Below are 23,459 nucleotides of genomic sequence, written 5' to 3'. Positions count from 1 at the left end.
TATAATGGGAATCGTGGTAAAATGGCGTGCGTAATTGCACTAGCACATTATATATCAGATCGATTTTTCATGAAGGATAAATGGATGTTGTCGACACCAAAGTTTTTGTTTGTTCCTGTATCTACTCCTGAAGGGATTGGGGAGTACATGCGTTCTAAAATTATCGCCGATGAGGTGATGAATCGCTGGCCGGAAGCGAAAATTGATTTCGTTCTCAATCGACATGTTGCTTATATTGGTGATTGCCCATATTCAACTCACCTTGTGGATGATACGCCAACTAAAAAAACCCGTGAAGTTAACCAGCTAATAACGGAACTCAAGCCTGATGTGGTTATTTTCGATGCGGCGGGCCGTAAAGCCCAACTTAAGCACGCCCATCGCATGGGGGCAAAAGTTATTTTTATCAGCCAGCACAGTAAAAAACGGTCGCGGGGGATGAAGATTGCTCGAGCACGGGTGACTGATAGCCATTGGGTCGTTCAGCCTAAGTTTGTTATAGGAGATATCAGTCGATTCGATAAATTGAAATTAGACCTGATAAAGCGCAAGCATCCGATATATACCGGCAGTATCTTCACCTCGCCAACGACTGAATTGCAACACGCACTCTTCGATAAATATGATATTAAGCAAGGCGAATACCTACTCTATAGTGCGGGTTCTGGTGGCCACCGTCTGAAAACGGGCTTGGCAGCCGATATGTTTGCCCAGCTGGCGAAGACTATCTATCGAGAAACTGGGATTTCGAGTCTCATGGTTTTTGGTCCAAACTATCCGAAGCCTCTACCAGATATGGAAGGGGTCATTGCCATTCCTCATCTTAATACCCNTGAGTTTATTAACCTANTGGACGGTGCTAAGGCTGCTATTTTGAGTGGCGGAGATACCATGCTGCAATCCATTGCCCTGAAAACACCAGCACTCGCTGTGGCAATATCTAAGGATCAACCGCCTCGTATCAATAGCTGTGCCGCTGCTAACGTGATCTTAGCCTGCGGCAGTGACCAGCAGGAGATGTTGGCTAGGACGCGTCAGTTGCTCGACGTCGAATATCTCGATAGCTTACAAGCAAGAATGACAGGCTTGAATGGTTCCAATGGCTTGGATATTGGTATGGCTGAGATTGCCCGCCTGATAGGGAGCCCTGAGAGTTAAATAATCGGCTATAAAGTGATTATTTAACAGTATCTTTGGCATCAAGGCCTTCACTCATTAACTCATTTTTCTAATTGAAAACCATCTATTTAAGAAGTAGATGGTTTTCATTGAAATAGCTGAAATTAGCTAACCTTTATCATCTTGGTGTATTGTTGATAAACAGTGTCAACGGAAATATCAGAAATATGTCCTCTCCCCTCAATGGCATACAAGACGTGTGATGAAGGACTTGCTGGCGGTGCCCAGTAAGGCTTCTTTTGTCGCATCATGGCTATAAGGGGCCTATTCGATGCGGTGGCAAAATGCATTATCGCTGTCTCTACGGTTATGACCAGATCTGCGTTTGAAATCATAGAGGGTAATTCAAAAAAATGCTCATTAACTGTGAACACGGATACTTGCATTGTGGCTAAATGAATATTATTTCTTACCGAATCAGATACTTTTGTATAATTTTCTTTAGTGACATTTACGACAAAACGACTATCGGGGCTTTTGTTGCCAATCAATTGAATTAATTCGAATAGTTGAGGTTCTTGCCAGTCTCGTTTGCTATTGGTTGAAAGGTGATTCAGGAATATCAATGGGCCCTGTCGAGCGTTATCGGTAAAGTGTGTTTTTAACCAGTTTTGCGTGGTTACGGCGACATGATCTGGAATGGTTAAGCTTGGCATAAAATCATCTTTATCCAACTTAATACCTACAATCCTATTCAGCAATTGATAGTACCTGTCGGTGATGTGATGTTTGGCTGGTAAATCATTTTCTTTAAGCTTGAATAGTCGATCGCTTTTTCTAAATAGAAAACTGTCAAACAGTCCAAAATACTTGGATTTCCCTATGCTTGAGACAATAAAAGCATCTGGACCTATCTCTCTGGCAATATTAGAAAATTGCTCACTCTTACTCCCTGAGTGGGTGATAATAAGATCGTAATTGAGCGACTGGGCGTCGAGAATCTGTACTTGTTGCTGTTTATCCGATGAGCAACATCCATAGCTTCTTGTAAAGGCGGGTTCGGTTTCTATCCATTGCTGAAGGATCTTACTGCGCGATAGACGCCAACTCTCTGTATTACACCTGTTATCATCTAACCAAATATCGAGTTCAATATGAGGGTATTGTTTCTTTAATGCGATAATAAAAGTTTTTATGTATAAAAAATCACCCAGCGCGAGAGGTGAAATGAATAGCAGTCTCTTTGCTGCTGTTAGTTGATTTTTTGAGATGATAGTCATAAATAATTGTTATTTATTTGTCGTATGCCAAGCATACCCTGAATGTTCATGTTATAAAAAAAAATCGATAATGATAGGCGCTGATTTCATTGCCTTGCTTATCGTGATTGCTGTCTTTATCTGTAGTCTTGGAGCTAGCGCATATAAGGGGATTTTCCCCTATATGCTGATTATTAGCTGAAAAGTGCAGTAAACTCGCTCCTGTATACCTTGCGACAACGCGAGGTGTTTACTTATTGAGCTGTAAGCGGGATTACTCTCTCAGCTTATTAAGCGTGTTGTTAATTAACGTACTTGAGGTGCCTTGTGTATATGGAAAATATATGACTTTACAGCCAACTTCTTCCAGCTCTTTCTCATGATCTTGCCACTTTTCTGTGGCATACCAATCATCACCTACAAACAAGTAGGATGCGTGATTTTTCTTCGCCGCAGCGGCCTTATCCATATTATTTTGAGGAATCGCTACGTCGACATAACGGCATGCTCTGACGACCTCAATTCGCTCATGATATGGAATAACGGGTTGTTTTCCTTTATAGGCAACCAATTCATCTACCGTAACACCAACGACTAATTTATCGCACATCGCTCTTGCGTTTCTCAGTATATTTACATGCCCTACGTGAAAAAGGTCGTAAACGCCACTCGTATAACCAATTATCATTTCAATACCTCTAAATTTTTTTCAAACCAAAGTTCATATGAGGTGAGTGACTTTGGGTTTTCGAAAATTTTCGTTAAATCGACGGGAAAGCCTACTTTCTTTTCAAATGCAAAACTGGCTCCTTTATAAGGGCTGATAAGCTCTCGTAAAGGGAGTTTTCCCAGTTCCCCAGCCATCAACTGTTGATGTGTATACTTGATGGCTGATTTAAATACATGATGGTTCGCAATTGGATCTCGGCCTTCTACTCCCGCGGCCATCAAGGCAAAATCAAGACGTCTGAATAGTATCGGTAAGTGATATTTGATAAAGAAATACCTTACTTTTTCAAATACAGATAGTGTGTCAATTTGATCAAATAGCTGAGAAAAATTGCGGTAGGTTTCAGTATCTTTAGCAGGAACTGAATAGCAATAATAGTTTAGAAATGTATCTAGGTCGAAATTATTCTCGCAAGATGCAGCCCAGTTAAATACACGATCATAGCCACCGAAAAATTCATCTGCACCTTCGCCTGAAAGTAAAACCTTTATGCCATCTTGTGCCGCAATACTTGCGATTTTATAGAGTAATACTTCATTGGGGACAGACATAGGTTCACCGCGAAGTTTTAATAGATATTCAAAACTGCTTTTATATTCATCGGCTTCACATTCATAGATACAGAGGTTTTTTATATTTTGTGATTTAAGGTAGACAATATCGTCATCGTCTTTGAACCCGATAGTGTACAGGTGGTCAAACTCCGCCAGCTGATGGATTAGGTTACTGTCTATTCCACGACTCAATAGTAGGCCTACTTTAGCGTCAGAGACTAAACGTGTTTTTATTCCTGTGCGGATGTTTTCTTCAAGCTCTGAGAGTGATGGACTATCGTAGTTGTTGAAATCATTTAAACAATCAAAATACGTACCGTTTACTAGGCATTCACCTGGCGTTACACTTTTTATTCCTGAAAAATAGGATCCGCTAAAGATAGGAGCTCTAGCTGAATGGTACTCCTCAATTGCGAGAGGGTTTACCGATAACTCAAATAACGCCTTCAAAACATTAGGCTCTGATGAGAAAGAGAAACCATAGCTATCTTCATGATAAAAAAGAGGCTTTACACCAAACTTATCCCGAGCAACATACTTTAATTCACCATTGCTATCTATATAAACAAATGCAAAAAAACCATCTAACTCGTTAAGGTCAATATGCTCGGAAACGATAAGATCACTAAGTAGTTCAGTGTCACTAGTATAGTCTTTGTTAAAATACTTAAGACCTAGCTCTTTATAGTTCAGTATTTCACCGTTAAAGACTAAAGTACCTCCAGTGTTATCGATAAAGGGCTGGTTACTCCCCGTGTTCAAATCGATAATGGATAGTCTAGAGTGATACGCCTTCCAACCATTACGTTCGACTAGGCCCGATGAGCAGTCAGGCCCACGGAAACGTAAACATTTTTCAATTAAATCGGCATGTTCTCGTAATACATTTGGGTTGTTAGAAATAAAAAATCCACACATATCATCCCTTACTTTTCTTCAATCGTGACGATAAATCGTCAATAACGCTGATAAATTTTGTCTCAGTATACCTGCTCCTTCTGAGACTTCTGCTATTAATTTTCTTACTGTAAAAAAGAGCAAAGCAGCCTGTGGGTTAGACTGAGTAACTCGCTACTATCGATTTATCATTGTTACTATATGGTTGCGTTTGTTTTCAAATTGGAAGGATATAACATAAATTGGGTGACGTTTTTAGACGTCAATACTAGCTGCTGAATGTAAGCGTATCTTGCTCATGAACACCGTGACTTTTCGAGGTGGCTGCCGTACTATTCGCGTTGTTGTTTTATATTTTAATTAGTAAGGTTTATCTTGATTTGCTTTGACGTATTGCACCCTTATTATTTGCCGCAATATTTTCCAGTTATGGAAGAATTAATTGCACGTGGTGAAACCGTGAAATTTGTCGTTTATCGCAGCGTAGATCAGCAAGCTGTGCTAGACCATATTGTTGCCGCACACCAACTTGATACGCATTGGGTTGACTCTACCGATGATGCATTGAATTTTTATTTGGCAGCCAAACCAAGTTGGATCATTTTTGGTAATGCTTTTGAACACATAGATAAGCTCAAAGGACATAGTAAATCGGCTATGGTTCAGCATGGTATGGGCCCCAAAGCATGTTATTACCAAGTCTCCGAGTCTGACTTTGATGTTCGATTTGTTGAGGGTGAATATCGGTTAAAGCGTCTTCAAAACATGTTTCCTCGGAAAACATTTGTCGATACTGGTTATGCTAAATTAGATCCTATTATTCAAGGTAAAGAGCCTGGATTAGACCTCATTTCTCTTGGTTTAGATCACAACAAGCCAACCATTCTATACGCACCAACATTTTATCCTAGTAGTATAGAAAAAATGGCTAAAGATTGGCCTCGGCTATTCAGTGAGTACAATATATTATTGAAACCTCACTATTTTTCGATGACGAAATCAACCTATAAAAAGCAAAAACAATTATTGGAGCATTGGGCGAGCTTTACCAATGTCTATCTAGCAACACTCGAACAAACTAATTTATTGCCATTCATGGCTAGTGCCGATCTGTTGATCAGCGATACATCTTCTGCCCTTTTTGAGTTTGTCGCATTAGATAAGCCGGTTGTATGGTGTGATTTTTACCATTTACGTTGGAGTTATAGAGGTATTTTCAAGTTTCGTTTTGATCGAAGAGTTGATGAAGATCTTTATAAATATGCAGCTGTTGCAGCACATGCCAAAACATTCAATGATTTAAAGCGTGCTGTTGATGAGCAAATTGAAGCGCCTAATTCATATGCACCTCAAAGAGCAAAATATACCTATGAGCTTGCGGGTAAGGTTGATGGCTTGTGTAGTCAAAGGATCGTCGATTACCTTTTATCTGGTAAGGGGTAGTCATAGAGGACATCGCCAAATAATCCATAAGTTATTTGGCGATTCTCAACAGTGGATTATTGGCCGATAAAGTGTTGTGACTTAAGCCAGTCCAGGTATTCGGGTACTGCTTGTTCTACCGTTTTAAATGCCTCAGTGTAACCCGCTTGACGCAGCCGAGTTAAATCGGCTTGAGTGTAATGTTGATAAGCGCCCTTCAACTTCTCTGGGAAGGGGATGTACTCAATTTTACCCTTGCCGTGATAGTTAATGACGGCATTCGCCACATCGTTAAAGCTTTGAGCCTCACCAGTACCACAGTTGAATACACCCGATATCTCAGGGTGCTGCCATAGCCACAAATTCACCTTAACGACGTCTTCTACATAAACGAAGTCACGTAGCTGTTGACCGTCCTGATAACCCTCAACGCCCTCGAAGAGTCGACAGACTTCAGTCGCGTTAATTTGATTATTAAAGTGAAATGCAACGCTAGCCATGCCAGCTTTATGCTGTTCGCGGGGGCCGTAAACGTTGAAGTAACGCAGGCCTGCGACTTGAGTGGTTAATTGCTGCTGCCTAACATATTGATCGAACAGAAACTTAGAGTAGGCATAGACGTTTAATGGCTTCTCAAACTCGCGCTGTTCAACAAACTTATCGCTGCCGCCATAAACAGAAGCCGAAGAGGCATAAATCAGCTGACAATTATTTGCTTGGCAATAATGGAGCATGCTCTTCGAGTACTCATAGTTATTGGCCATCATGAATTTTCCATCCCACTCAGTCGTTGACGAGCAAGCACCTTGATGGAATATCACTTCAAGTTGACCGTCGAAGACGCCAGATGTTATCTGGGCAAGAAAATCATCTTTATCGAGATAGTCGGCGATTTCACAGTCTGCTAGATTAAACATCTGCGTGCCATCGCTGAGATCGTCAACGGCAATGATGTCATTGCGGCCCATATCGTTGAGGGCTTTAACTAAGTTACTGCCGATAAATCCTGCGGCACCTGTGACTACTATCATATTCATCTTCCAATTTTCAGGCGAGCTGAGCATTTCTCAAATCGCGACAATTATTATTACTTGCTTAATTTAAGCATAATGCGCATCTAAGTAGGCCACCACATCTTTTGTGACAGCATCAAAATCGATTAGCGCCATGTTTCGTCCCGTTCTTTTACCTATTGGCGGCGTGTAAGATAAACGTTTATGGCGCTGAGACAGGGTTTGCCAGCGGACGTCAGGAGCAGAGCGTCTGCCGGCATAAAAACCAACTGTGGGCACATTATGTAAGCCTGCGATATGTAGTGGCCCCGTTGAGCCCGCCATAAACATGTCAGCAGCAACGATAGATTTTGCAAAGTCAGCCAGACTCGAAAGCGGTTTTGCCATGATAACCTTGACAGATTCTTGGTCGAGTTTGTCGGAAATCTCTTGGGCTAAGCGCTCTTCATCTCCGCTAAAGGTTAAAACGAATTTGCAGTTTACTCGTGTTTTACTGTCAATATTGATTAATAAGCTTGCAAAATCAGTCGGCGCTAAGCCACCTGATGAGCCGCCGGTTCCTGGATGCACAAAAATGAGTTTTTCATCGCCCTGGCGACCATAATAGCCTTGCCATTTTTCCCGTTCTGCACTCATGTCCCAATATTGCAGAGGAAGCGTTGGGGTTTGGTAGCCGTGCTGTGTTAGAAAGTGCTCCACGAGCATACAGCCTCCACGCCAGCCGCCTTCTCCTTTTTTATACTGTGCATCGGCTGTATATTTATATAAATATTGGTACCAGTTGTGCTTCGGTGCCAGCTTATAGGCTGTATCCAGTTGACGAATAATCTTATAAACTCTGAAACGTGAAAAAGATACGAGTATTGCATCGTAGTTTCGCGCTGCCAATTCTCCGGTAATTGCCTTGTCATCACCGGTATCGACTATGACGTGATCTACGTAGGGGCAGACCTCTGCAAGCGATTTCACCGCTGGAGCGACGAACACCTCAATACTGGCTTTGGGCATTGCTGTCTTTAACAAACACAATGCCGGCCAATAAAGGACAAAATCGCCGATCTTGTCATGTCGAATGACTAACACTCTTTCGATCATTTGCCAGTAACCAAGTTTTGATTATTATTTACCATATGTAATATGCAGCTATTATCCGCATCCTCGATAAAACTAATTTTAAAACGATAAAAATATCGCAAATGATAACAGTTTTACAGGGCTTACACTGCACTAATGATTGTTTGAAAATTGATTTGAAGATTAGATCCCGCTTAACAATAGCGATATAACTATTGTCTTAATCTTGTGATGTTAAATGTCGTTAAGGAGTAGCGAAATGGCATGTTTTATCTGTCTTGCTAGCTAATAACAGTTCCATTAAATAAGTGAACCACAGGCTTAAACAGAAATTGCCTGCAAAGGTAACAGCTGCAAGAAAAATTAGGTACAATCAGTGTCTAACTTTGCAAAAGATAAGAGTGTTATGAAGGTTTCTCTGCCAGCATTTGAAAAAGCTAAGGTCTTAGTCGTCGGTGATGTCATGCTAGATCGCTACTGGACTGGGCCTACAGGACGTATTTCTCCTGAAGCGCCAGTACCTGTGGTTCGAATCAATCACATCGAAGACCGTCCTGGTGGAGCCGCTAACGTGGCACTCAACATAGCTTCTCTGGGTGGTCAGGTTTCCTTAGCCGGCATTGTTGGTCAAGACGAAACTGCCGATGCATTAACCGCTGGGGTGCAAGCGCTAGGGGTGGAACCCAAATGGCATATCGTGGCCGATAAACCGACTATCACCAAACTTAGGGTGATGTCCCGTAGCCAGCAATTGATCCGTCTCGATTTTGAAGAGCCCTATGCTGCGGTTGAGAGTCAAGCCCTGCTAAATGCGGCGCTCGAGCAGCTGGCTAGCGTCGATGTGGTGGTGTTATCTGACTATGCTAAGGGAGCCCTCGTCGATCCCCAGCCCTTCATTCAACAAGCAAGAGCGCTTGGGGTTAAGGTGTTGGTCGATCCCAAGGGCAGTGATTTTTCCCGTTATCGTGGCGCGACCCTGATCACACCAAACCTGAATGAGTTTGAGATGGTCGCTGGCGAAGTCAGCTGCGAAGCCGATCTTGTCGAAAAAGCTCATAAACTGCTTAAGAAATTTGAACTTGAGGCCATACTGGTTACCCGTTCAGAGAAAGGCATGACACTGATCACATCAGACGAACTCGAGCTGCACATACCTACCGTAGCCCGAGAAGTTCATGATGTGACCGGTGCCGGTGATACGGTGATCTCGGCACTCGCTACCGCACTGGCTGCTGGTAGCTCGCTTCCAGAAGCTTGCGCCATTGCTAACACGGCGGCGGGGATCGTGGTGGCTAAAGTGGGGACCTCTACGGTCAGTCGCATCGAGTTAATCAAAGCTATGTCTCTGAGCAATGGTGAGATGGGCTTCGGGGTGATTTCTGAAGACCAACTCGCTTACGCGCTGGAGCAGGCGAAATTACGTGGTGAACGCGTGGTGATGACCAATGGCTGCTTCGATATTCTCCATGCTGGTCACGTGAGCTACTTGCAGGAAGCAAAGGCTCACGGAGACCGGCTGATTGTCGCGGTCAATGATGATGACTCGGTGAAGCGTTTAAAGGGAGATGGTAGACCGATTAATCCTCTCGACAGGCGCATGGCGGTACTCGCAGGCCTAGCTTCGGTCGACTGGGTGGTCCCTTTTAGCGAGGATACACCTCAAAGGATCATCGCCCACTTGTTACCCAATATGTTAGTGAAAGGTGGGGATTACCAAATAGAGGACATTGCCGGTGGCAAAGAGGTGATGGCTGCTGGTGGTGTGGTAAAGGTACTCTGTTTTGAAGATGGTATATCTACTACCAAGATTATCGAAAATATAATGGCGAAAGGTTAACCATGCACACAAAAGCGATTTACCCTGGTACATTCGATCCTGTGACCAATGGTCATACGGATCTAATCGAGCGAGCGGCTAAGTTATTTAAGCATGTGGTCATAGGTATCGCAGCCAATCCTTCCAAGCAACCTCAGTTCTCATTAGCGCAACGTGTGGAGCTGATTAAACTGGTCACTGCACATTTGGATAATGTTGAGGTGGTAGGTTTCACTGGATTATTGGTGGATTTTGCCAAGGAGCAACAAGCCAGTGTCTTGGTGCGGGGGCTGAGGGCCGTGTCCGATTTTGAGTATGAATTTCAATTGGCGAATATGAATCGCCGTTTAAGCCCAGATCTTGAAAGCGTATTTTTAACCCCCGCGGAAGAGAATTCGTTTATTTCGTCAACCTTGGTAAAAGAGGTCGCCCATCATGGTGGTGATGTCAGTCAGTTTGTCCACCAAGAAGTCTCTAAGGCTTTGTTAAAGAAGGTTAAGTAGTTAAGTCATGATAAAAACCATTAACTCTTATCTTGCCAAATTAGGATTAGTTTTTAGTCTGGCTTTCTCATCCTTCCTGTTGGCTGCGCCTTGGGTCGATGTGTCCGATATCTATCTGAGGGCAGACATACAAGCCCTGGCCGATGCTGGTGTGATCACTGTGCCCGTCAATACTTATCCCCTGATGTGGTCAGGTATCGGCGTCGATCTCGCTAAGACAGAGCCATCGGTGTTGACCCCTGCCTTGGCCGAGGCATATGCGAGGGTGAACTATTATTACCGCAGTGCCGTCGGCAATCGGGGTAATACTCGTATTAAGGTCGCTGGGGCAACAGATGCGGCGCGCTTTCAACATTTTGGTGCAGATTATCGAGAGCAAGGTGATCTGCAAGTTTCCCACGAATACATGGGCGAGCGTTTTGCCTTCAAGCTGTCGGCATCGGCTCATTACGATCCTGCCGATGGTGAGGAAGTTCGCTTAGACGGTTCATATATGGCGATGATCTGGGGTAATTGGATCTTTACTGCTGGGGCTATCGAACAATGGTGGGGACCTGGGTTCGACTCTGCCCTACACAGATCGAATAACGCCCGCCCGCTCCCCTCTGTGATGGTGAGTCGCAACAATGCCGCTGGCTTCGACACTCCCTGGTTGTCTTGGCTTGGCCCTTGGACATTAACAGCGGGTATCAGTCAGCTAGAGGAAGACCGCGCCGTTGCTAATCCGCTGTTGTGGAATTTTCGTAGCTCGATCCGTCCATTGCGTCAGTTAGAAATAGGCTTCTCCTGGTCGACTCAGTTTTGTGGTGAGGGCGAGGAGTGTAGCTGGGAGAGCGCGCTGAACTCGGTAACCGGTCAGCGTGATTGCCGCGGTGCCGGTGAGGGCGGTTGTACCAATTATGGTAATCAGATGGCGGGTTATGATATTCGTTATAGCGATACCTGGTTCAACATTCCATTCGGTGTCTATTACGAAAAAACCTGTGAAGATGCCAAGGGCTCAGCGCCTTGGGATATTGTCGACTGCGGCCATTTTGTCGGTATAGATACCCGCTTCAATGTTGACAATGCCCAGTATAAGTTATTTTTCGAGTATACAGATACTCTGGTTGCCTGCGGTGAAAATGATAATGCGTTCAACTGTATGTATGAACATTCAACCTATAAGTCTGGCTCGCGCTATTACGGTAAAACCTACGGCAGCACCTATGAAAGCGATGCTATTGTCTATGCCCTGGGGCTCATTGGCCAGTTCAAAGACAGCAAGGGGATCACCTCGATTCTCAGGTATGCCCAGTTAAATAAAGATGGCTCTAGCCCTAGTAGTGCTTGGGTAGCACAGAGGCCTCAAGAAGATCTCTTGATGTTGGAGCTTAGCTATCGCATGCCTATCTGGCAAGGCATGATGAGTGTCGGCGGCACAGTGTCACGTTCCGAGTTCGATACTCAGGAGAGTGAGTCCGATGCCAGCCTGTTTGGCACTTATGAGTACCGTTTCTAAAAGAAGGCGCTAGCTAGAAGGGACTAGGAGCGAGCGGTAAGGTTCGCACCTAGCCCTTAGTTTCCTAGAAGCAGCTCGCTGCGCGCTGGCAGTGAGCCTGCGAACGTCCTCGTAGCCACATAGTGGCGTTGTCGAAGGCGTTTTTTCAGCCTTCTACCTCGTCTGGCATATGCCGCAAAATACCGTAGCCCGTTGGCCCAACTTTATCTCGCTGAGTAGATTGCCACATTGGGTGCAGGTGTTACCGCCGCGTCCATAGACATGCAGTTTCTGTGCGAAATAGCCTGGTTTACCGTCGGCGTTGGTGAAGTCTTTCAGTGTCGTACCGCCTTGTTTGATGGCACTAGCGAGTATCTGCTTAACTTCGGTGACTAGGATGGTTAAGCGTTCGATATCCAGTCTGCCCGCCTCGATCTGAGGGTGGATCCCCGCCGCAAATAGCGCCTCATTGGCGTAAATATTCCCCACTCCAACCACGATATGGTTATCCATCAGGCAGAGTTTTATGGCTTTTTTCTTGCGCTGCAGCGACTCAAATAAATATCTGGGGTTAAAGTCATCTTTTAGCGGCTCAGGCCCTAACTTGGATAACAGTGGGTGGGCTTCTTCCGGCAATTCACACCAGAGCCAGGCCCCGAAACGGCGGGGGTCGTTAAACCTGAGTATCTTGCCGCTGGCAAGTTCGAGATCGATATGGTCATGCTTCTCCACTGGGGTACTTCTCGGCACTATGCGTAAACTGCCCGACATGCCTAAATGCACAATCGTGGTGCCGGCGTCGGTGTCGATAAGTAAATATTTAGCCCGGCGGCGCACATTACGAATCACCTGACCGACTATCTGTTGGGCTATCTGGGGCACGGGCCAGCGCAGGCTAGCATTGCGTACCACCAAACCTATGACTTCTTGATCGACAAGATGTGGGCTGATCCCTTGGCGGGTCACTTCAACTTCGGGCAGTTCGGGCATAATGAGTTCTCTAGATAAAATAGGCTTAGCTGATCTTCGACTGGCTAATGGTCAATTAACGCCTTGGCCCTGATAATGGGTGATAGGGCTTCACGTTGACTCGGTGGGATCAGATACCAGTTTTCGGCAGGCGACTCGAGTAGCCCTTGCTTAGGGTAAAACTGCCATAATTGCGGCTGTTGCTTATCGGCTATCTGGATCACGAGTCTCTGTGCTCTGGGTTTATTAAGATGGTCATCGATAGCAGCAGGGAAATCAATACTCTGGGCTAGGGCTGACAAATGAATTTCACTCCATGCCTTAGCCCAGGACTGGCAGTTGAGTACATCTGGGTGGCATTGCCAGACTTTACTGCCCTTATTGAGCCAGAGAGTATCGAGTTGTAGCTGCACCAAGGGAGAGTTGTCGTCGAATAGCGGCTGGGCATCATCGGGGAGTTTTGCGGTCTGCTTATCTAACAGGGTGAGGATAGATATCATCATGATCGATGCGAGAATAATGATATTGTTCCACTTTTTCCGTGATAGCGCCATGATGTCCGGTTTCAGTCTTGAGGTGAAGATAAGAGATAAACGCAGTTTAGCATGTCATAAAACCAGCGGCTAATATCGCTCAGCCCCCGGTCGCATCGATCAATCTCAGTATCTGCACCTCGCCTTTCACATCAAATATATGTTGCTTGGGTTTGAGCTTAATCGCATCCAAAATTGCCGTTTTTAACTTCTCTATGTCGCCGGGAAACTCATGCACTATGGACTTGAGATCCACCGAGTTGCTTGACCCGTTTTTCGCAATTCCCTGCTTGCTTCAGACCATATGCAGACCATATGGCTAATTACAGAAGATCGGCAAAGGGCTGAATATAAACGGTTTCACCAGGATTTAACTGACTATCTTGCTCACCTATGATGATAAGACAGTTGCCGTTAACCATAGAGCTCAACATCCCTGATCCCTGTGCGCCTGTTGTCGTTACGTGTAGCTTGCCATCGGGCCCTAGGTGGTAAATACCGCGGATAAATTCGGTACGTCCCTCACGGCTGCGCATCTTACACTCGGCAATGGCGGGAACTAGGCTAGGCTGCCAGTCTTTCTCTCCGGCTAGTTTACGTAGTGCCGGTTGCACGAATTGGATGAAGGAGACCATGACTGCAACTGGGTTACCCGGTAAACCGAAGAATAAACAGTCGCCAATCTGACCGAAGGCCAGCGGTCGACCCGGGCGCATATTGATACGCCAGAAGTTAATTTGACCGACTCGGTCTAGTGCAAGCTTGATGAAGTCGGCATCGCCGACCGATACGCCGCCAGAACTTATTACCATATCCGCATCCACGGCGGCCTGTTGCAGTGCTTCGGCGAGAGCATCTTCTGAGTCGTGAATGATGCCTAAATCGATCACCTCACAACCCAGTTTACGCACCATAGACTTGATGGTGAAGCGGTTAGAGTCGTAGATACAGTTGTCTTTTAATGGCTCGCCGGGCTGGCAGACTTCATCTCCGGTAGAAAAAACGGCGACCTTAGGGCGTCTAAATACCGGCAGATGACCGAATCCTAAGGATGCCAACATGCCTTGCTCAGGCGCCTGCATACGCTTATGGGCTGCCAGTGCCGTCTTGCCTTTAGCGATATCTTCTCCGGCTAAGCGCACATGTTGGCCTAAGGTTATCTCTCCCTGGAAGCTGACATCTGTGCCTTGTGCATTAGCGAGTTCCTTGGCCTGTATAGTGTCGGCACCGGCAGGAACTGGAGCACCGGTCATGATGCGCACGGCTTCACCGTCTTGCAGTGTGCCCTTGTATTGATGCCCGGCCATCACGTCGGCGATTATGGTGTAGCGCTCGAGTCTAGGCTCGGAAAATCTGAATGCATAGCCATCCATAGCCGAGTTGGTATTTTGCGGTACATCGACCGGAGAAATGGCATCTTCGGCGAGTACACGGCCGCTAAGATCATCTAATGCCAACCGCTCGATGGCGGTGATTGGCTTCACAAACGAGAGAATATTATCTACGCCTTGTCTGACGGAGAGTGTCTTACTCATCTCTAATTCACAGCCAGCAGAGGGGGCTAGCGGTAGAGCGACCGCAGATACTTGCCACTTGGCGATATAGTCGATGACAAAGTCGGCTATCTGAGCGACATCGTTGATATCCAGCCGCTGCAGGTCATCGGGCACCTGGGTGTCATCACAGCAGGCGATAGCCTGGATATTATCATCATGAGGGTGAATAAAGGGTTTGCCATGGACGGCCCTGTGTAGCTCGATCTTGGGTAGCTCGAGCTGCTTGAAACCTTCGACCAAAACGATGTCGACCTTGTCTTGTTCTATCTGTTGCAACAGATGTGGCAGCTTAGGATCGCCTTCGACCGTATCTTCGGTCATTAGAGCCCAGCGGACGTGGGAGGCGACCAATACCTGACGAGCCCCCGCCTTGCGCATCTCGAAGCTGTCCTTTCCAGGAATATCCACATCGAAGTTATGGTGGGCGTGTTTAATCACCGCCAACTTAACCCCACGACTATTTAACTCAGGGATCAGTTTCTTGAGTAGGGTGGTTTTTCCTGTGCCGCTATAGGCACAAAATCCGAGTACCGGGATCGATAGCGGATTGGTAAAAGGGATGCTCATTTAGACCTCGATATTTTTTTGGCAATTGCCTCAGCAAGCTGTTGTTTTTGTTCTGGTGTGTTGACGTTAACAAAGGCATTGGCTTGATCTGAAAAATCAGTGACAACACAGTCATGTTTGGCGTACCAAAAATCTATTTTGCGTTCGCCGGCATCTAAGAAGGTTTTCATCGAGTCTCTTAGGCTGGGCTTGAGCAACAATACCACGGGTTGTTCCCTCTTGCCGTCACTGGCAACGGCAAGCTCGGCACCTTGGATCTCTACTTGTGCCAGCATGCGTGATACCAGGTCGGTAGGTAGCAGGGGGCAGTCACAAGGTACGACTAACAAATAGTCTGCCTGGGTATTGCCCATGGCGGTGATCATTCCCGCCAGTGGACCTAGGTAACCTGTGTCTTCATCACTGATGACAGGGTAACCAAACTCAGCATAGCGACTTTGATTACGATTGGCGTTAATCAGAATCTGGTTAACTTGTGGTTTTATCCGATCGATTGCATGTTTTATCATAGGTTGCGAATTTAGCTCGACTAAGCCTTTATCCTTACCACCCATGCGTCTAGCCATTCCGCCGGCTAAGATAACGGCATCAATTTGCAATGACATATTGAGAGTCCTGTATGTTTATTGGAGCTGTATGGCTTGGGTTATCACTTGCTGGCGACGATATTATCGCCCGGTCTTTTATCATCCAAGTCTGATTGCATAGGCTGGTTAGTACACAAGCCTGATGGCTACTGATCAACATGCCTGTACCAAACTCTTGTAGTTCACTGATCATAGCGAGTACCAGCTGTTGAGAATATTTATCCATGTTAGAGGTGGGTTCATCTAACATTAATAATTTGGGTCGCATGATCCAGGCTCTGGCGATGGCGAGTCTTTGCCTCTCGCCGCCTGATAGGCTGGAGGCCGCCTGTTGACATAGATGTGTCAACTGGGCCATCTCGATCGCGGCAAGGGTGCGTTTATTGAGGTCACTGGCTGACATAGCGCTGAATGCATGCGGGTAGCGCAGGTTATACTCGACGCTACCGTCGAACAGGTAAGGGTGCTGATGTAAGTAAACCGCCTTACCCAACAGAGGATTGGAACGCCACCAAGGCAGTGGCGCGAAACCTTCGGCTGTGATGGTGCCACGGCTTGGTTTCAGTAAGCCTGCGAGCAGCTTCATTAAGCTAGTCTTACCGCTGCCGTTATCACCCTGCAGGTGGATGGTCTTCCCCTCAGACAGTTGTAGCCGATCAATGGTGAATAGCTGTCTGTCATCGAAGTACATCTCGATATTTTTCGCTATCAAGTTGGCCATAAGTTAGTGGCTCCTCGGTTCGGCTTTGCCTCTGAGAATACCTAAGGTGAAGTTAAGCACCAGGGACAGTATGAGCAAGACTAAACCTAAGGCTATCGCTTGGGCAAAATCACCTTTACTGGTTTCCAAAGCGATAGCGGTGGGGATATTACGAGTCACGTCGGCAATGTTCCCCCCCACCATCATGGAGCAACCGACTTCGGTCAAGATACGACTGAAGCCAGCCACAATAGCCATCAGTAAGGGGACTTTCAGCTCTCTGCACAAGGTCCAGATCGATCTTAGCCAGGAGGCGCCTAAGGTACGGGATGTTTCCCAGGCTCTGCGGTCAACACTGGTAAAGGCGGCTTGACTCATGGCTATCAGCACCGGGGCACAGATGAGCATCTGGCCTAAGATCATGCCTTTTTGGGTGAACAACCACTTGAGATCACCCAGAGGCCCCATACGGGTTAGCATCAGGTAGACGAGTAAACCTATGACCACAGTGGGGATAGATTGTAGGGTTTGAATGAGATTGGTGATCAGCCAGCGGCCGGGAAAACGTCCGAAAGCCAGCACGAATCCCAGTATTAAAGAGGGCAGCAAGGTGATCACTAGCGCTGCAAAAGATACAGAAAAAGAGACGGAGACGATGGACCACACTTCGGGGTCCAATGAAAACAGCAGGCTCAAGGCCTGCTGTAAAAGGGCTAACCAGCCTTCATTCATCTGTGATAGACCGATTCAGATAACGGCATATTCAGACCTTCAAATGTGTCTGCTGTATCGCATTTTAAAAAGCTGTTTAACCAAAACCTTAGAGTCATTCGCTATAAGTTGCCTTAAATAGTTGCTCACCTTTAACTTTATAACGATTGATCATGCCTTGAGCTTCGGCGCCGATCAACCAATCACTCAGGGCTCTCGCGCCTTTGTGGTTCAGATCTGGGTATTTAGCCGGATTAATTAGCATGATCTGATATGGGTTAGCCAATGCTTGTCCGCCATCGAAATCGATTGCCATATCCAACTTGGCCTTATAAGCCACGAACGTGCCTCGGTCTGATAGAGTATAGCCTTGTAATTCATTCGCCATGAGTAAGGTCTTTCCCATCCCTTGGCCTACTGACTTATATCCAGTGAAAGAAGGATCTACCTGGGCATTTTTCCAGATGATCTGCTCTTTCATGTAAGTGCCTGAATTATCTCCACGAGAGATAAACAGCTCACCAGACTGAGCTATTTTAGCAAATGCCTGCTCGACTGTCTTACTGCTACGTATGTTTGCGGGGTCATGTTGAGGGCCCAAGATCACAAAATCGTTCATCATGATGCCACGAGGGAGCAGACCATAACCAGCATCGACAAATTTAGCTTCGGCGGCGGGAGCATGAGTCATGATGACGTCGACATCGCCTTGGCGAGCTAGCTTTAATGCCTTGCCTGTGCCAGTCGCAATGACCTGCACCTGGTAACCCGACTCGGCTTCAAATCTTGGTAGTAAATTTTTCAATAAACCTGAGTTTTCGGTACTAGTGGTGGTGGCTAATTTTATTATCTCTTCGGCGTGGGCTGGTATGGCCGTTATTAACGTCGCGACTAAGGCAACACTGAAGATAGATTTTAGGTTTAACATGCTTACTCCTTGGCTTTTTTACTAAGAGGGCCCATTGCCATGTGTAGTCATCCAATCATTTATCTAGAATAAGCAATTACAATGCCAAGTAACAGCTCGTTGCGCCAACCTCGCAAAACCGCCAGAAGTGGGAGTCGAGTCGCAAAATTTATCGACGCTAAACAGACATATTGTCCCAAGCCCGGCATTCTTTGGTTCACAGTGACCTTTTTGGCTAAACTTGATGCTAGAATCAGCATTAAATGAGTCAAAATGTCCTAAAGTAGACAATATGAGCCAATTAAAGAAAGATCCCAAACCACTTCCCTCTGCGGTTTCTGTGCTGATTGTAGATGATGAGCCGGGAATGCGCAGCTTCCTGAAAAAAGCCTTATCGAAGAAGTTTGCCTTAGTGGAGACGGCCGCGAGCGTCGAAGACGCCGAACAGCTGAGAAGTCGTTGTCACTTCGATTTGCTCATTGTCGATATACGCTTACCAGGGCGCTCAGGCATCGAGTGGCATGAGGCGCTCGATGATCAGGATCGTCGCTCAGATGTCATCTTTATGACAGGCTACGCCGATATGGACGTTGCCATTAGGGCACTGCGAGCCGGTGCTGCCGATTTTATCATGAAACCATTTCATCTGGAGCAGATGATGAAGGCGGTCGACCGTTGCATAGAGCGCCGCCTCCTCAAACGTGAAAATTTGATGCTGCGCCGTGAAGTCTCTATCGGTCAATCTTCTACCATAATTGGTAGCAGTGATGCCATGCAGGAGGTAAAACACGTGATCGAGCGTGTCGCACCAAGTAATGCGGTGATCTTGATCGAGGGAGAGTCCGGCACCGGCAAAGAGCTGGTGGCCAGACAGCTGCATCTACTCAGTGGTAGGCGGGGGCCCTTCGTGGCAGTGAATTGTGGCGCGATCGCTCCAGACCTGTTGGAGAGTGAGCTATTTGGTCATTCAGCCGGCGCTTTTACCGGTGCTAAGGGCAGCCGTGAGGGCTTGTTTAGCTTCGCCTCTGGCGGGACACTGTTTCTCGATGAAATTGGTGAGATGCCACTCAAGATGCAAACAGCCCTGCTAAGGGTGCTGGAGCAGAGAACCATACGGCCGGTAGGCAGCGAGAAAGAGATTAATATCGATGTCAGGGTGCTAGCGGCGACGAACAGAAAGCTGTTGGAAGAGGTTGAGCTAGGTAACTTCAGACGAGATCTCTATTACCGTATCAATGTCTTAGATATTGTCATTCCCCCTTTGCGCGAACGGCCCGAAGATGTGGTCGAACTGACCCATCATTTTACCTTGCAGCTAGCGGCCGAGCTCGGGGTCAAGGAGGTGGTCTGGAGTCATGAAGACATGCTTAAGCTACAGCAATATAGCTGGCCCGGTAATATTCGTGAGTTGCGCAATATGATCGAGCGTTGCATCTTACTAGGTAAGCCACCGGCAGAATATTGGAAACAGCAGCCTAAGAGTGAATCGTTAAATGAATCAGGGTATCCATTGGACTGGAGCTTAAAGGAAGTAGAGAAGCACCATGTGATGCAAGTTGTCGATATACATCAGGGCAATAAATCTGCTGCCGCCAGAGACTTGGGGGTGTCGCGAAAGACCTTAGATCGCAAGTATAAAGAGTGGTTCAATACAAATAAAGAAGAGGACAATTAAGGTGTCTTTTTTTCCTCGAGTATTCGGTGTTAACTGGAAGCAGATGCAGGCTAAGGTACGCTATCGCATTCTTATTCTAACCTTGCTACCTATATTACTGACCTTAGTCAGCTTAGTGTTTATCACTATCTACTGGAATATCAGTTATACGGGCAAGCAGTTGTTTATGAAGGTTAAGGCTGACCTAACTGTTGCTAGTAACACCTTGATTTCGATGCAGAAGAGTCAAGAGAAGCAGCTAGAGTTAGTGATGAGCTCCTGGGCGTTCCAGAATGAGTTCAGGCAGTTCGACAGCAAGCAAGATGACTCCCGTCGGCGGCTAGATGTCTTGCTGGAGGCGCAAAAAATAAAGTTGGATTTGGATTTTCTAAGCCTGGTCAGTGTATCTGAAGCCGCTGCGGATCCGGATCTGCGTCTCATGTTGCCTAAGGTGACGGGGAGTGATGCCTATTCAGGCATGATGGTGTTGGGCCCAAATCGTCTTGCCAGAATCGACCCAAAACTGGTTTCGGTCGCCAATATTCTGCTGGTTGAAACTCCCAGATCTCAGAAGCTGACTAAGACGGTTGAAGATAGGGGCTTACTCAGCCGTAGCTTGTTACCTATACCTGATGCTAGTGGCAATATCGCCTGGTATCTGGATGGTGGTATCCTATTGAATCGCGACACTCGCATAGTCGATCATATTCGTGATCTGGTTTATGACCAGGGGACCTTACCTGAGAGCTCTATAGGCACTGTGACCATCTTCCTCGATAATATTCGTATCAGTACCAATGTGCCGTTACATGTTTATCCCCAAGGTGGTGAAACCGAGGGGCGCGCCCTAGGAAGCCTAGTATCGGAAGAGGTAAAACAGAAAGTCTTGTCCCAGGGGCTGCTTTGGGTCGATCGCGCCTTCGTGTTTAATGATTGGTTTATCTCGGCATATTCGCCATTGGTGGATATTCAGGGCAAGCGCATTGGCATGATCTATACCGGCTTTTCTGAATCGCCGTTTATTCATAACTATCTGCTTAATATCATAGAGCTGGGGACCATCTTGATGCTGGTTCTTCTGGTGTCAGGACTCTTAGTCTATCGCGGCGCTTACAGCTTGCTACAACCCATAGAGCGAATTCACCATGTGGTTAAAGCGGTCCAGTCCGGGCGTAATCTACGCATCGGCTCTTTAGGTTTAGAGCGGGGTAATGAGCTATCAAATCTAGCCGAACAGTTTGATCGTATGTTAGATCTGCTGCAGCGCAGAAACTCGCAGATCCAGGCGGCATCAGAGCTATTAGAGGATAAAGTCGAGGAACGTACCCGTAGCCTGCAGGAGAAGACCGAGGAGCTACAGAACAACCTAGTCTTATTAAATGAGACTCGACAGCAGCTGGTTACTAACGAAAAGCTGACCGCCTTAGGCGAACTGACCGCTGGGATAGCACACGAGATCAACAATCCGACAGCGGTGATCTTAGGCAATATGGAGCTGCTTAAGTCTGAACTCGGTGATAATGCAAAAATAGTCGAGGAAGAGATCGATCTGGTTATCCAGCAGGTCGGACGTATTAGTACGATTATTCGTAGCCTATTACAGTACAGTCGGCCCGGAGAGTTCAATGCGCCGCTGGAGATGCATCAACTGACCCCTATCATCGAAGAGATGTTGGTGTTGGTGAGGCATTCGATTCAGGAGAAGGAAGTTATCTTGAATCAAGAACTCAATGCCAGTTACCCCATCGAGGTTAACCGGCCTCAGCTGCTGCAAGTTTTGATTAATCTGGTGGTTAATGCAGCCCATGCCATGGATGAACAGGGACGGATATGGATCAGGACCTATGATTGGGTTCATATGGACGAACCGATCGGCGTCAAGATAGAGATTGAAGATGAAGGCATGGGCATACCTCAGGAGCTGCTGGGTCGAATCTTCGATCCCTTCTATACCACCCGCAAGGACGGTACAGGTTTAGGGCTATCTCTAAGCTACGGCATCATCAAACGTATTGGCGGCACTATCGAGGTAAGTTCTACTGTGGGCAAGGGCACCTTGTTTACCATAGGCTTATATCATAATGCCAAAGAGGAGCGGACTGATACGCCCTATGAGGGGCTACATTTCAATGGCACGTAATTGAAGTCGGGCATCTAGGCAAAACCTCGAAGAGGTTAGCGCGAAACAGACAAAAAAAAGCCTGGAAAATAGAATCCAGGCTATAAAGAGTGTGTGAGCAATGTCGTGCTTGATAACCCAACTTCATTATGACCTATGGTATGAAACATAGGCTGAATCACATAAGTAAGTACGAGTCCTTGGAACGCATGCAAATAGTAATCATTATCATTTGGTTGTGCAAGTGTTTTGTTAATATTTTAAGTTAATAAACTGAAGTTGAATAACATTTAAGGCAAAAAAATACCGGGATAAAAAATATCCCGGCTATAAGAGTGTGTGAGCAATGTCGTGCTATGCGAAACTCGCTTAACTTTTCTATTGAGTTAACTCTTGATGAAAGTTAATTAAATAGTGAGCCAATTAAAACAGAGATGAAGTGTTTACCTTAGCCTTGTAGAGTGAGTCCTTGGAACGCACTCAAATAGTAATCATTATCATTAAGGTTGGCAAGCTGTTTTATTGTAAAGATTAGAATATCGTCATATCATCTATACTGAGTTATTATAAGGTACTGTAAATAAACATTATTAATTACATCTCTGCATTACTATTTGTTCGGCACTGGTCGTATGTTGACGATTCTTCGTTCTAAAACTTTTAATAAAATGCCGTATGCAGGTAGGAACAGGCATAAGCTCACAATAAGTTTGAAACCATAATCAACACTGGCAATCTCAGGCCAGTTCTCAGCCATAAACCTATCGCTGGAGGCGTAAAAAGCGATGCTAAAGAAGACGATAGTATCGATCAGGTTACCGACTAATGTTGACGCGGCAGGAGCTAGCCACCAAGATCTAGTATCTCTTAATTTGGCAAAAACGGTGATATCCATTAATTGGCCAACAAGATAGGCCGCAAAACTCGCAAATGCGATCCTAAATACAAAGCTATTGAATTCTGCTAAAGCGCCAAACCCTTGAAAACTAGCCTGGTGAAACAGGACCCCCATTAAATAAGAGATCACTAAAGCGGGCAGCATGGCCTTAAAAATAATTTTTCTCGCATGACTCTGACCGAAAATTCTTACGGTCAGATCGGTAGCAAGATAAACGAATGGGAAGCTGAATGCTCCCCAGGTGGTATGTAAGCCAAATATTTGAAACGGCATCTGAACTAAATAGTTACTGGCGCATATGATCAATATGTGGAAGCCGACGAGCAGCAGTAGCGCACGACGAATTTGCGTTGTCGATAAGGAGAACATCTTGTGACCTTTTTATAGCGTA

Annotated in this window: 20 protein-coding genes and 1 pseudogene; 7 read left to right on the top strand and 14 right to left on the bottom strand. The window is 46.0% G+C overall.

Annotation, left to right across the window (positions count from 1 at the left end; translation table 11 throughout):
- The first annotated feature begins 147 nt into the window (after positions 1 to 147).
- Positions 148 to 1,158: a hypothetical protein gene (locus HRU42_RS01410; RefSeq protein ID WP_295028305.1), complete on the top strand. Its 1,011-nt coding sequence runs from the start codon at positions 148 to 150 to the stop codon at positions 1,156 to 1,158.
- Positions 1,159 to 1,283: 125 nt separating this feature from the next.
- Here the strand turns inward: HRU42_RS01410 and HRU42_RS01405 are convergent, their stop codons facing one another.
- From HRU42_RS01405 to HRU42_RS01395, 3 genes are all read right to left on the bottom strand, one after another.
- A complete protein-coding gene (locus tag HRU42_RS01405; protein ID WP_295028303.1) occupies positions 1,284 to 2,399 on the bottom strand; it encodes a glycosyltransferase family 9 protein in 1,116 nt (371 codons plus the stop codon).
- A 253-nt stretch (positions 2,400 to 2,652) separates the two neighbouring features.
- Positions 2,653 to 3,066, bottom strand: a complete 414-nt coding sequence (locus HRU42_RS01400; protein WP_295028301.1) for an adenylyltransferase/cytidyltransferase family protein — start codon at positions 3,064 to 3,066, stop codon at positions 2,653 to 2,655.
- Positions 3,063 to 4,580: an asparagine synthetase B gene (locus tag HRU42_RS01395; RefSeq protein WP_295028299.1), complete on the bottom strand. Its 1,518-nt coding sequence runs from the start codon at positions 4,578 to 4,580 to the stop codon at positions 3,063 to 3,065. The genes HRU42_RS01400 and HRU42_RS01395 overlap by 4 nt, the downstream gene beginning before the upstream one ends.
- 408 nt (positions 4,581 to 4,988) lie before the next feature.
- On the opposite strand from HRU42_RS01395, the gene HRU42_RS01390 reads away from it, so the two are divergent.
- Entirely contained in the window at positions 4,989 to 6,002 is a 1,014-nt protein-coding gene (locus tag HRU42_RS01390) for a CDP-glycerol glycerophosphotransferase family protein (protein WP_295028297.1), read from the top strand.
- A 56-nt stretch (positions 6,003 to 6,058) separates the two neighbouring features.
- Here the strand turns inward: HRU42_RS01390 and rfaD are convergent, their stop codons facing one another.
- Positions 6,059 to 7,012, bottom strand: a complete 954-nt coding sequence (gene rfaD, locus HRU42_RS01385) for an ADP-glyceromanno-heptose 6-epimerase (RefSeq protein ID WP_295028295.1) — start codon at positions 7,010 to 7,012, stop codon at positions 6,059 to 6,061.
- A gap of 69 nt (positions 7,013 to 7,081) precedes the next feature.
- Positions 7,082 to 8,089, bottom strand: a complete 1,008-nt coding sequence (locus HRU42_RS01380; protein ID WP_295028293.1) for a glycosyltransferase family 9 protein — start codon at positions 8,087 to 8,089, stop codon at positions 7,082 to 7,084.
- A gap of 385 nt (positions 8,090 to 8,474) precedes the next feature.
- Here HRU42_RS01380 and hldE point away from each other — a divergent pair, with 385 nt between their 5' ends.
- The 3 genes from hldE to HRU42_RS01365 are packed head-to-tail and all read left to right on the top strand — an operon-like array spanning position 8,475 to position 11,888.
- The gene (hldE, locus tag HRU42_RS01375) at positions 8,475 to 9,905 is read left to right on the top strand and encodes a bifunctional D-glycero-beta-D-manno-heptose-7-phosphate kinase/D-glycero-beta-D-manno-heptose 1-phosphate adenylyltransferase HldE (protein ID WP_295028352.1); all 1,431 of its coding nucleotides are present in this window, start codon (positions 8,475 to 8,477) and stop codon (positions 9,903 to 9,905) included.
- Positions 9,906 to 9,907: 2 nt separating this feature from the next.
- The gene (coaD, locus tag HRU42_RS01370; RefSeq protein ID WP_295028291.1) at positions 9,908 to 10,387 is read left to right on the top strand and encodes a pantetheine-phosphate adenylyltransferase; all 480 of its coding nucleotides are present in this window, start codon (positions 9,908 to 9,910) and stop codon (positions 10,385 to 10,387) included.
- Between the two features lie 7 nt (positions 10,388 to 10,394).
- Entirely contained in the window at positions 10,395 to 11,888 is a 1,494-nt protein-coding gene (locus HRU42_RS01365) for a capsule assembly Wzi family protein (protein ID WP_295028290.1), read from the top strand.
- Between the two features lie 153 nt (positions 11,889 to 12,041).
- On the opposite strand, the gene mutM is transcribed toward HRU42_RS01365, so the two are convergent.
- The 8 genes and pseudogenes from mutM to HRU42_RS01325 form a co-directional block, all read right to left on the bottom strand.
- Complete coding sequence (mutM, locus tag HRU42_RS01360) at positions 12,042 to 12,857, bottom strand: bifunctional DNA-formamidopyrimidine glycosylase/DNA-(apurinic or apyrimidinic site) lyase (RefSeq protein ID WP_295028288.1); 816 nt, start codon at positions 12,855 to 12,857, stop codon at positions 12,042 to 12,044.
- Positions 12,858 to 12,901: 44 nt separating this feature from the next.
- On the bottom strand, positions 12,902 to 13,390 hold the full coding sequence (locus HRU42_RS01355; RefSeq protein ID WP_295028286.1) for a hypothetical protein: 489 nt from the start codon (positions 13,388 to 13,390) through the stop codon (positions 12,902 to 12,904).
- A gap of 79 nt (positions 13,391 to 13,469) precedes the next feature.
- Positions 13,470 to 13,640: pseudogene (locus tag HRU42_RS01350) on the bottom strand (GTP 3',8-cyclase MoaA); the annotation flags it as partial.
- A gap of 52 nt (positions 13,641 to 13,692) precedes the next feature.
- Positions 13,693 to 15,492, bottom strand: coding sequence for a bifunctional molybdopterin-guanine dinucleotide biosynthesis adaptor protein MobB/molybdopterin molybdotransferase MoeA (locus tag HRU42_RS01345; protein ID WP_295028282.1), 1,800 nt, complete (start codon positions 15,490 to 15,492; stop codon positions 13,693 to 13,695).
- Entirely contained in the window at positions 15,489 to 16,097 is a 609-nt protein-coding gene (gene mobA, locus HRU42_RS01340; protein ID WP_295028280.1) for a molybdenum cofactor guanylyltransferase MobA, read from the bottom strand. Before mobA ends, HRU42_RS01345 begins: the two co-directional genes overlap by 4 nt.
- Entirely contained in the window at positions 16,081 to 16,800 is a 720-nt protein-coding gene (locus HRU42_RS01335) for an energy-coupling factor ABC transporter ATP-binding protein (RefSeq protein WP_295028278.1), read from the bottom strand. The genes mobA and HRU42_RS01335 overlap by 17 nt, the downstream gene beginning before the upstream one ends.
- Positions 16,801 to 16,803: 3 nt before the next feature.
- Positions 16,804 to 17,511: an ABC transporter permease gene (locus HRU42_RS01330; protein WP_295028276.1), complete on the bottom strand. Its 708-nt coding sequence runs from the start codon at positions 17,509 to 17,511 to the stop codon at positions 16,804 to 16,806.
- Between the two features lie 94 nt (positions 17,512 to 17,605).
- Positions 17,606 to 18,418 (bottom strand): substrate-binding domain-containing protein, encoded by an 813-nt coding sequence (locus tag HRU42_RS01325; RefSeq protein WP_295028274.1) that lies wholly within the window; start codon positions 18,416 to 18,418, stop codon positions 17,606 to 17,608.
- A 271-nt stretch (positions 18,419 to 18,689) separates the two neighbouring features.
- On the opposite strand from HRU42_RS01325, the gene HRU42_RS01320 reads away from it, so the two are divergent.
- Together HRU42_RS01320 and HRU42_RS01315 are read left to right on the top strand one after the other, a co-directional pair.
- Positions 18,690 to 20,072: a sigma-54 dependent transcriptional regulator gene (locus tag HRU42_RS01320; RefSeq protein WP_295028272.1), complete on the top strand. Its 1,383-nt coding sequence runs from the start codon at positions 18,690 to 18,692 to the stop codon at positions 20,070 to 20,072.
- 1 nt (position 20,073) lies between these two features.
- On the top strand, positions 20,074 to 22,191 hold the full coding sequence (locus HRU42_RS01315) for a HAMP domain-containing sensor histidine kinase (RefSeq protein ID WP_295028270.1): 2,118 nt from the start codon (positions 20,074 to 20,076) through the stop codon (positions 22,189 to 22,191).
- Between the two features lie 589 nt (positions 22,192 to 22,780).
- On the opposite strand, the gene HRU42_RS01310 is transcribed toward HRU42_RS01315, so the two are convergent.
- Positions 22,781 to 23,437 carry a 7-cyano-7-deazaguanine/7-aminomethyl-7-deazaguanine transporter gene (locus HRU42_RS01310; RefSeq protein WP_295028268.1) on the bottom strand — a complete coding sequence of 219 codons (657 nt, stop codon included), beginning with the start codon at positions 23,435 to 23,437 and terminating at the stop codon, positions 22,781 to 22,783.
- Positions 23,438 to 23,459 lie beyond the last annotated feature (22 nt).

Source organism: Shewanella sp. (assembly GCF_013214165.1).
Taxonomy (GTDB): Bacteria; Pseudomonadota; Gammaproteobacteria; order Enterobacterales; family Shewanellaceae; genus Shewanella.
The sequence above is the reverse complement of the archived record's forward strand: the minus strand, read 5'-3'. Positions and strand labels throughout refer to the sequence as shown.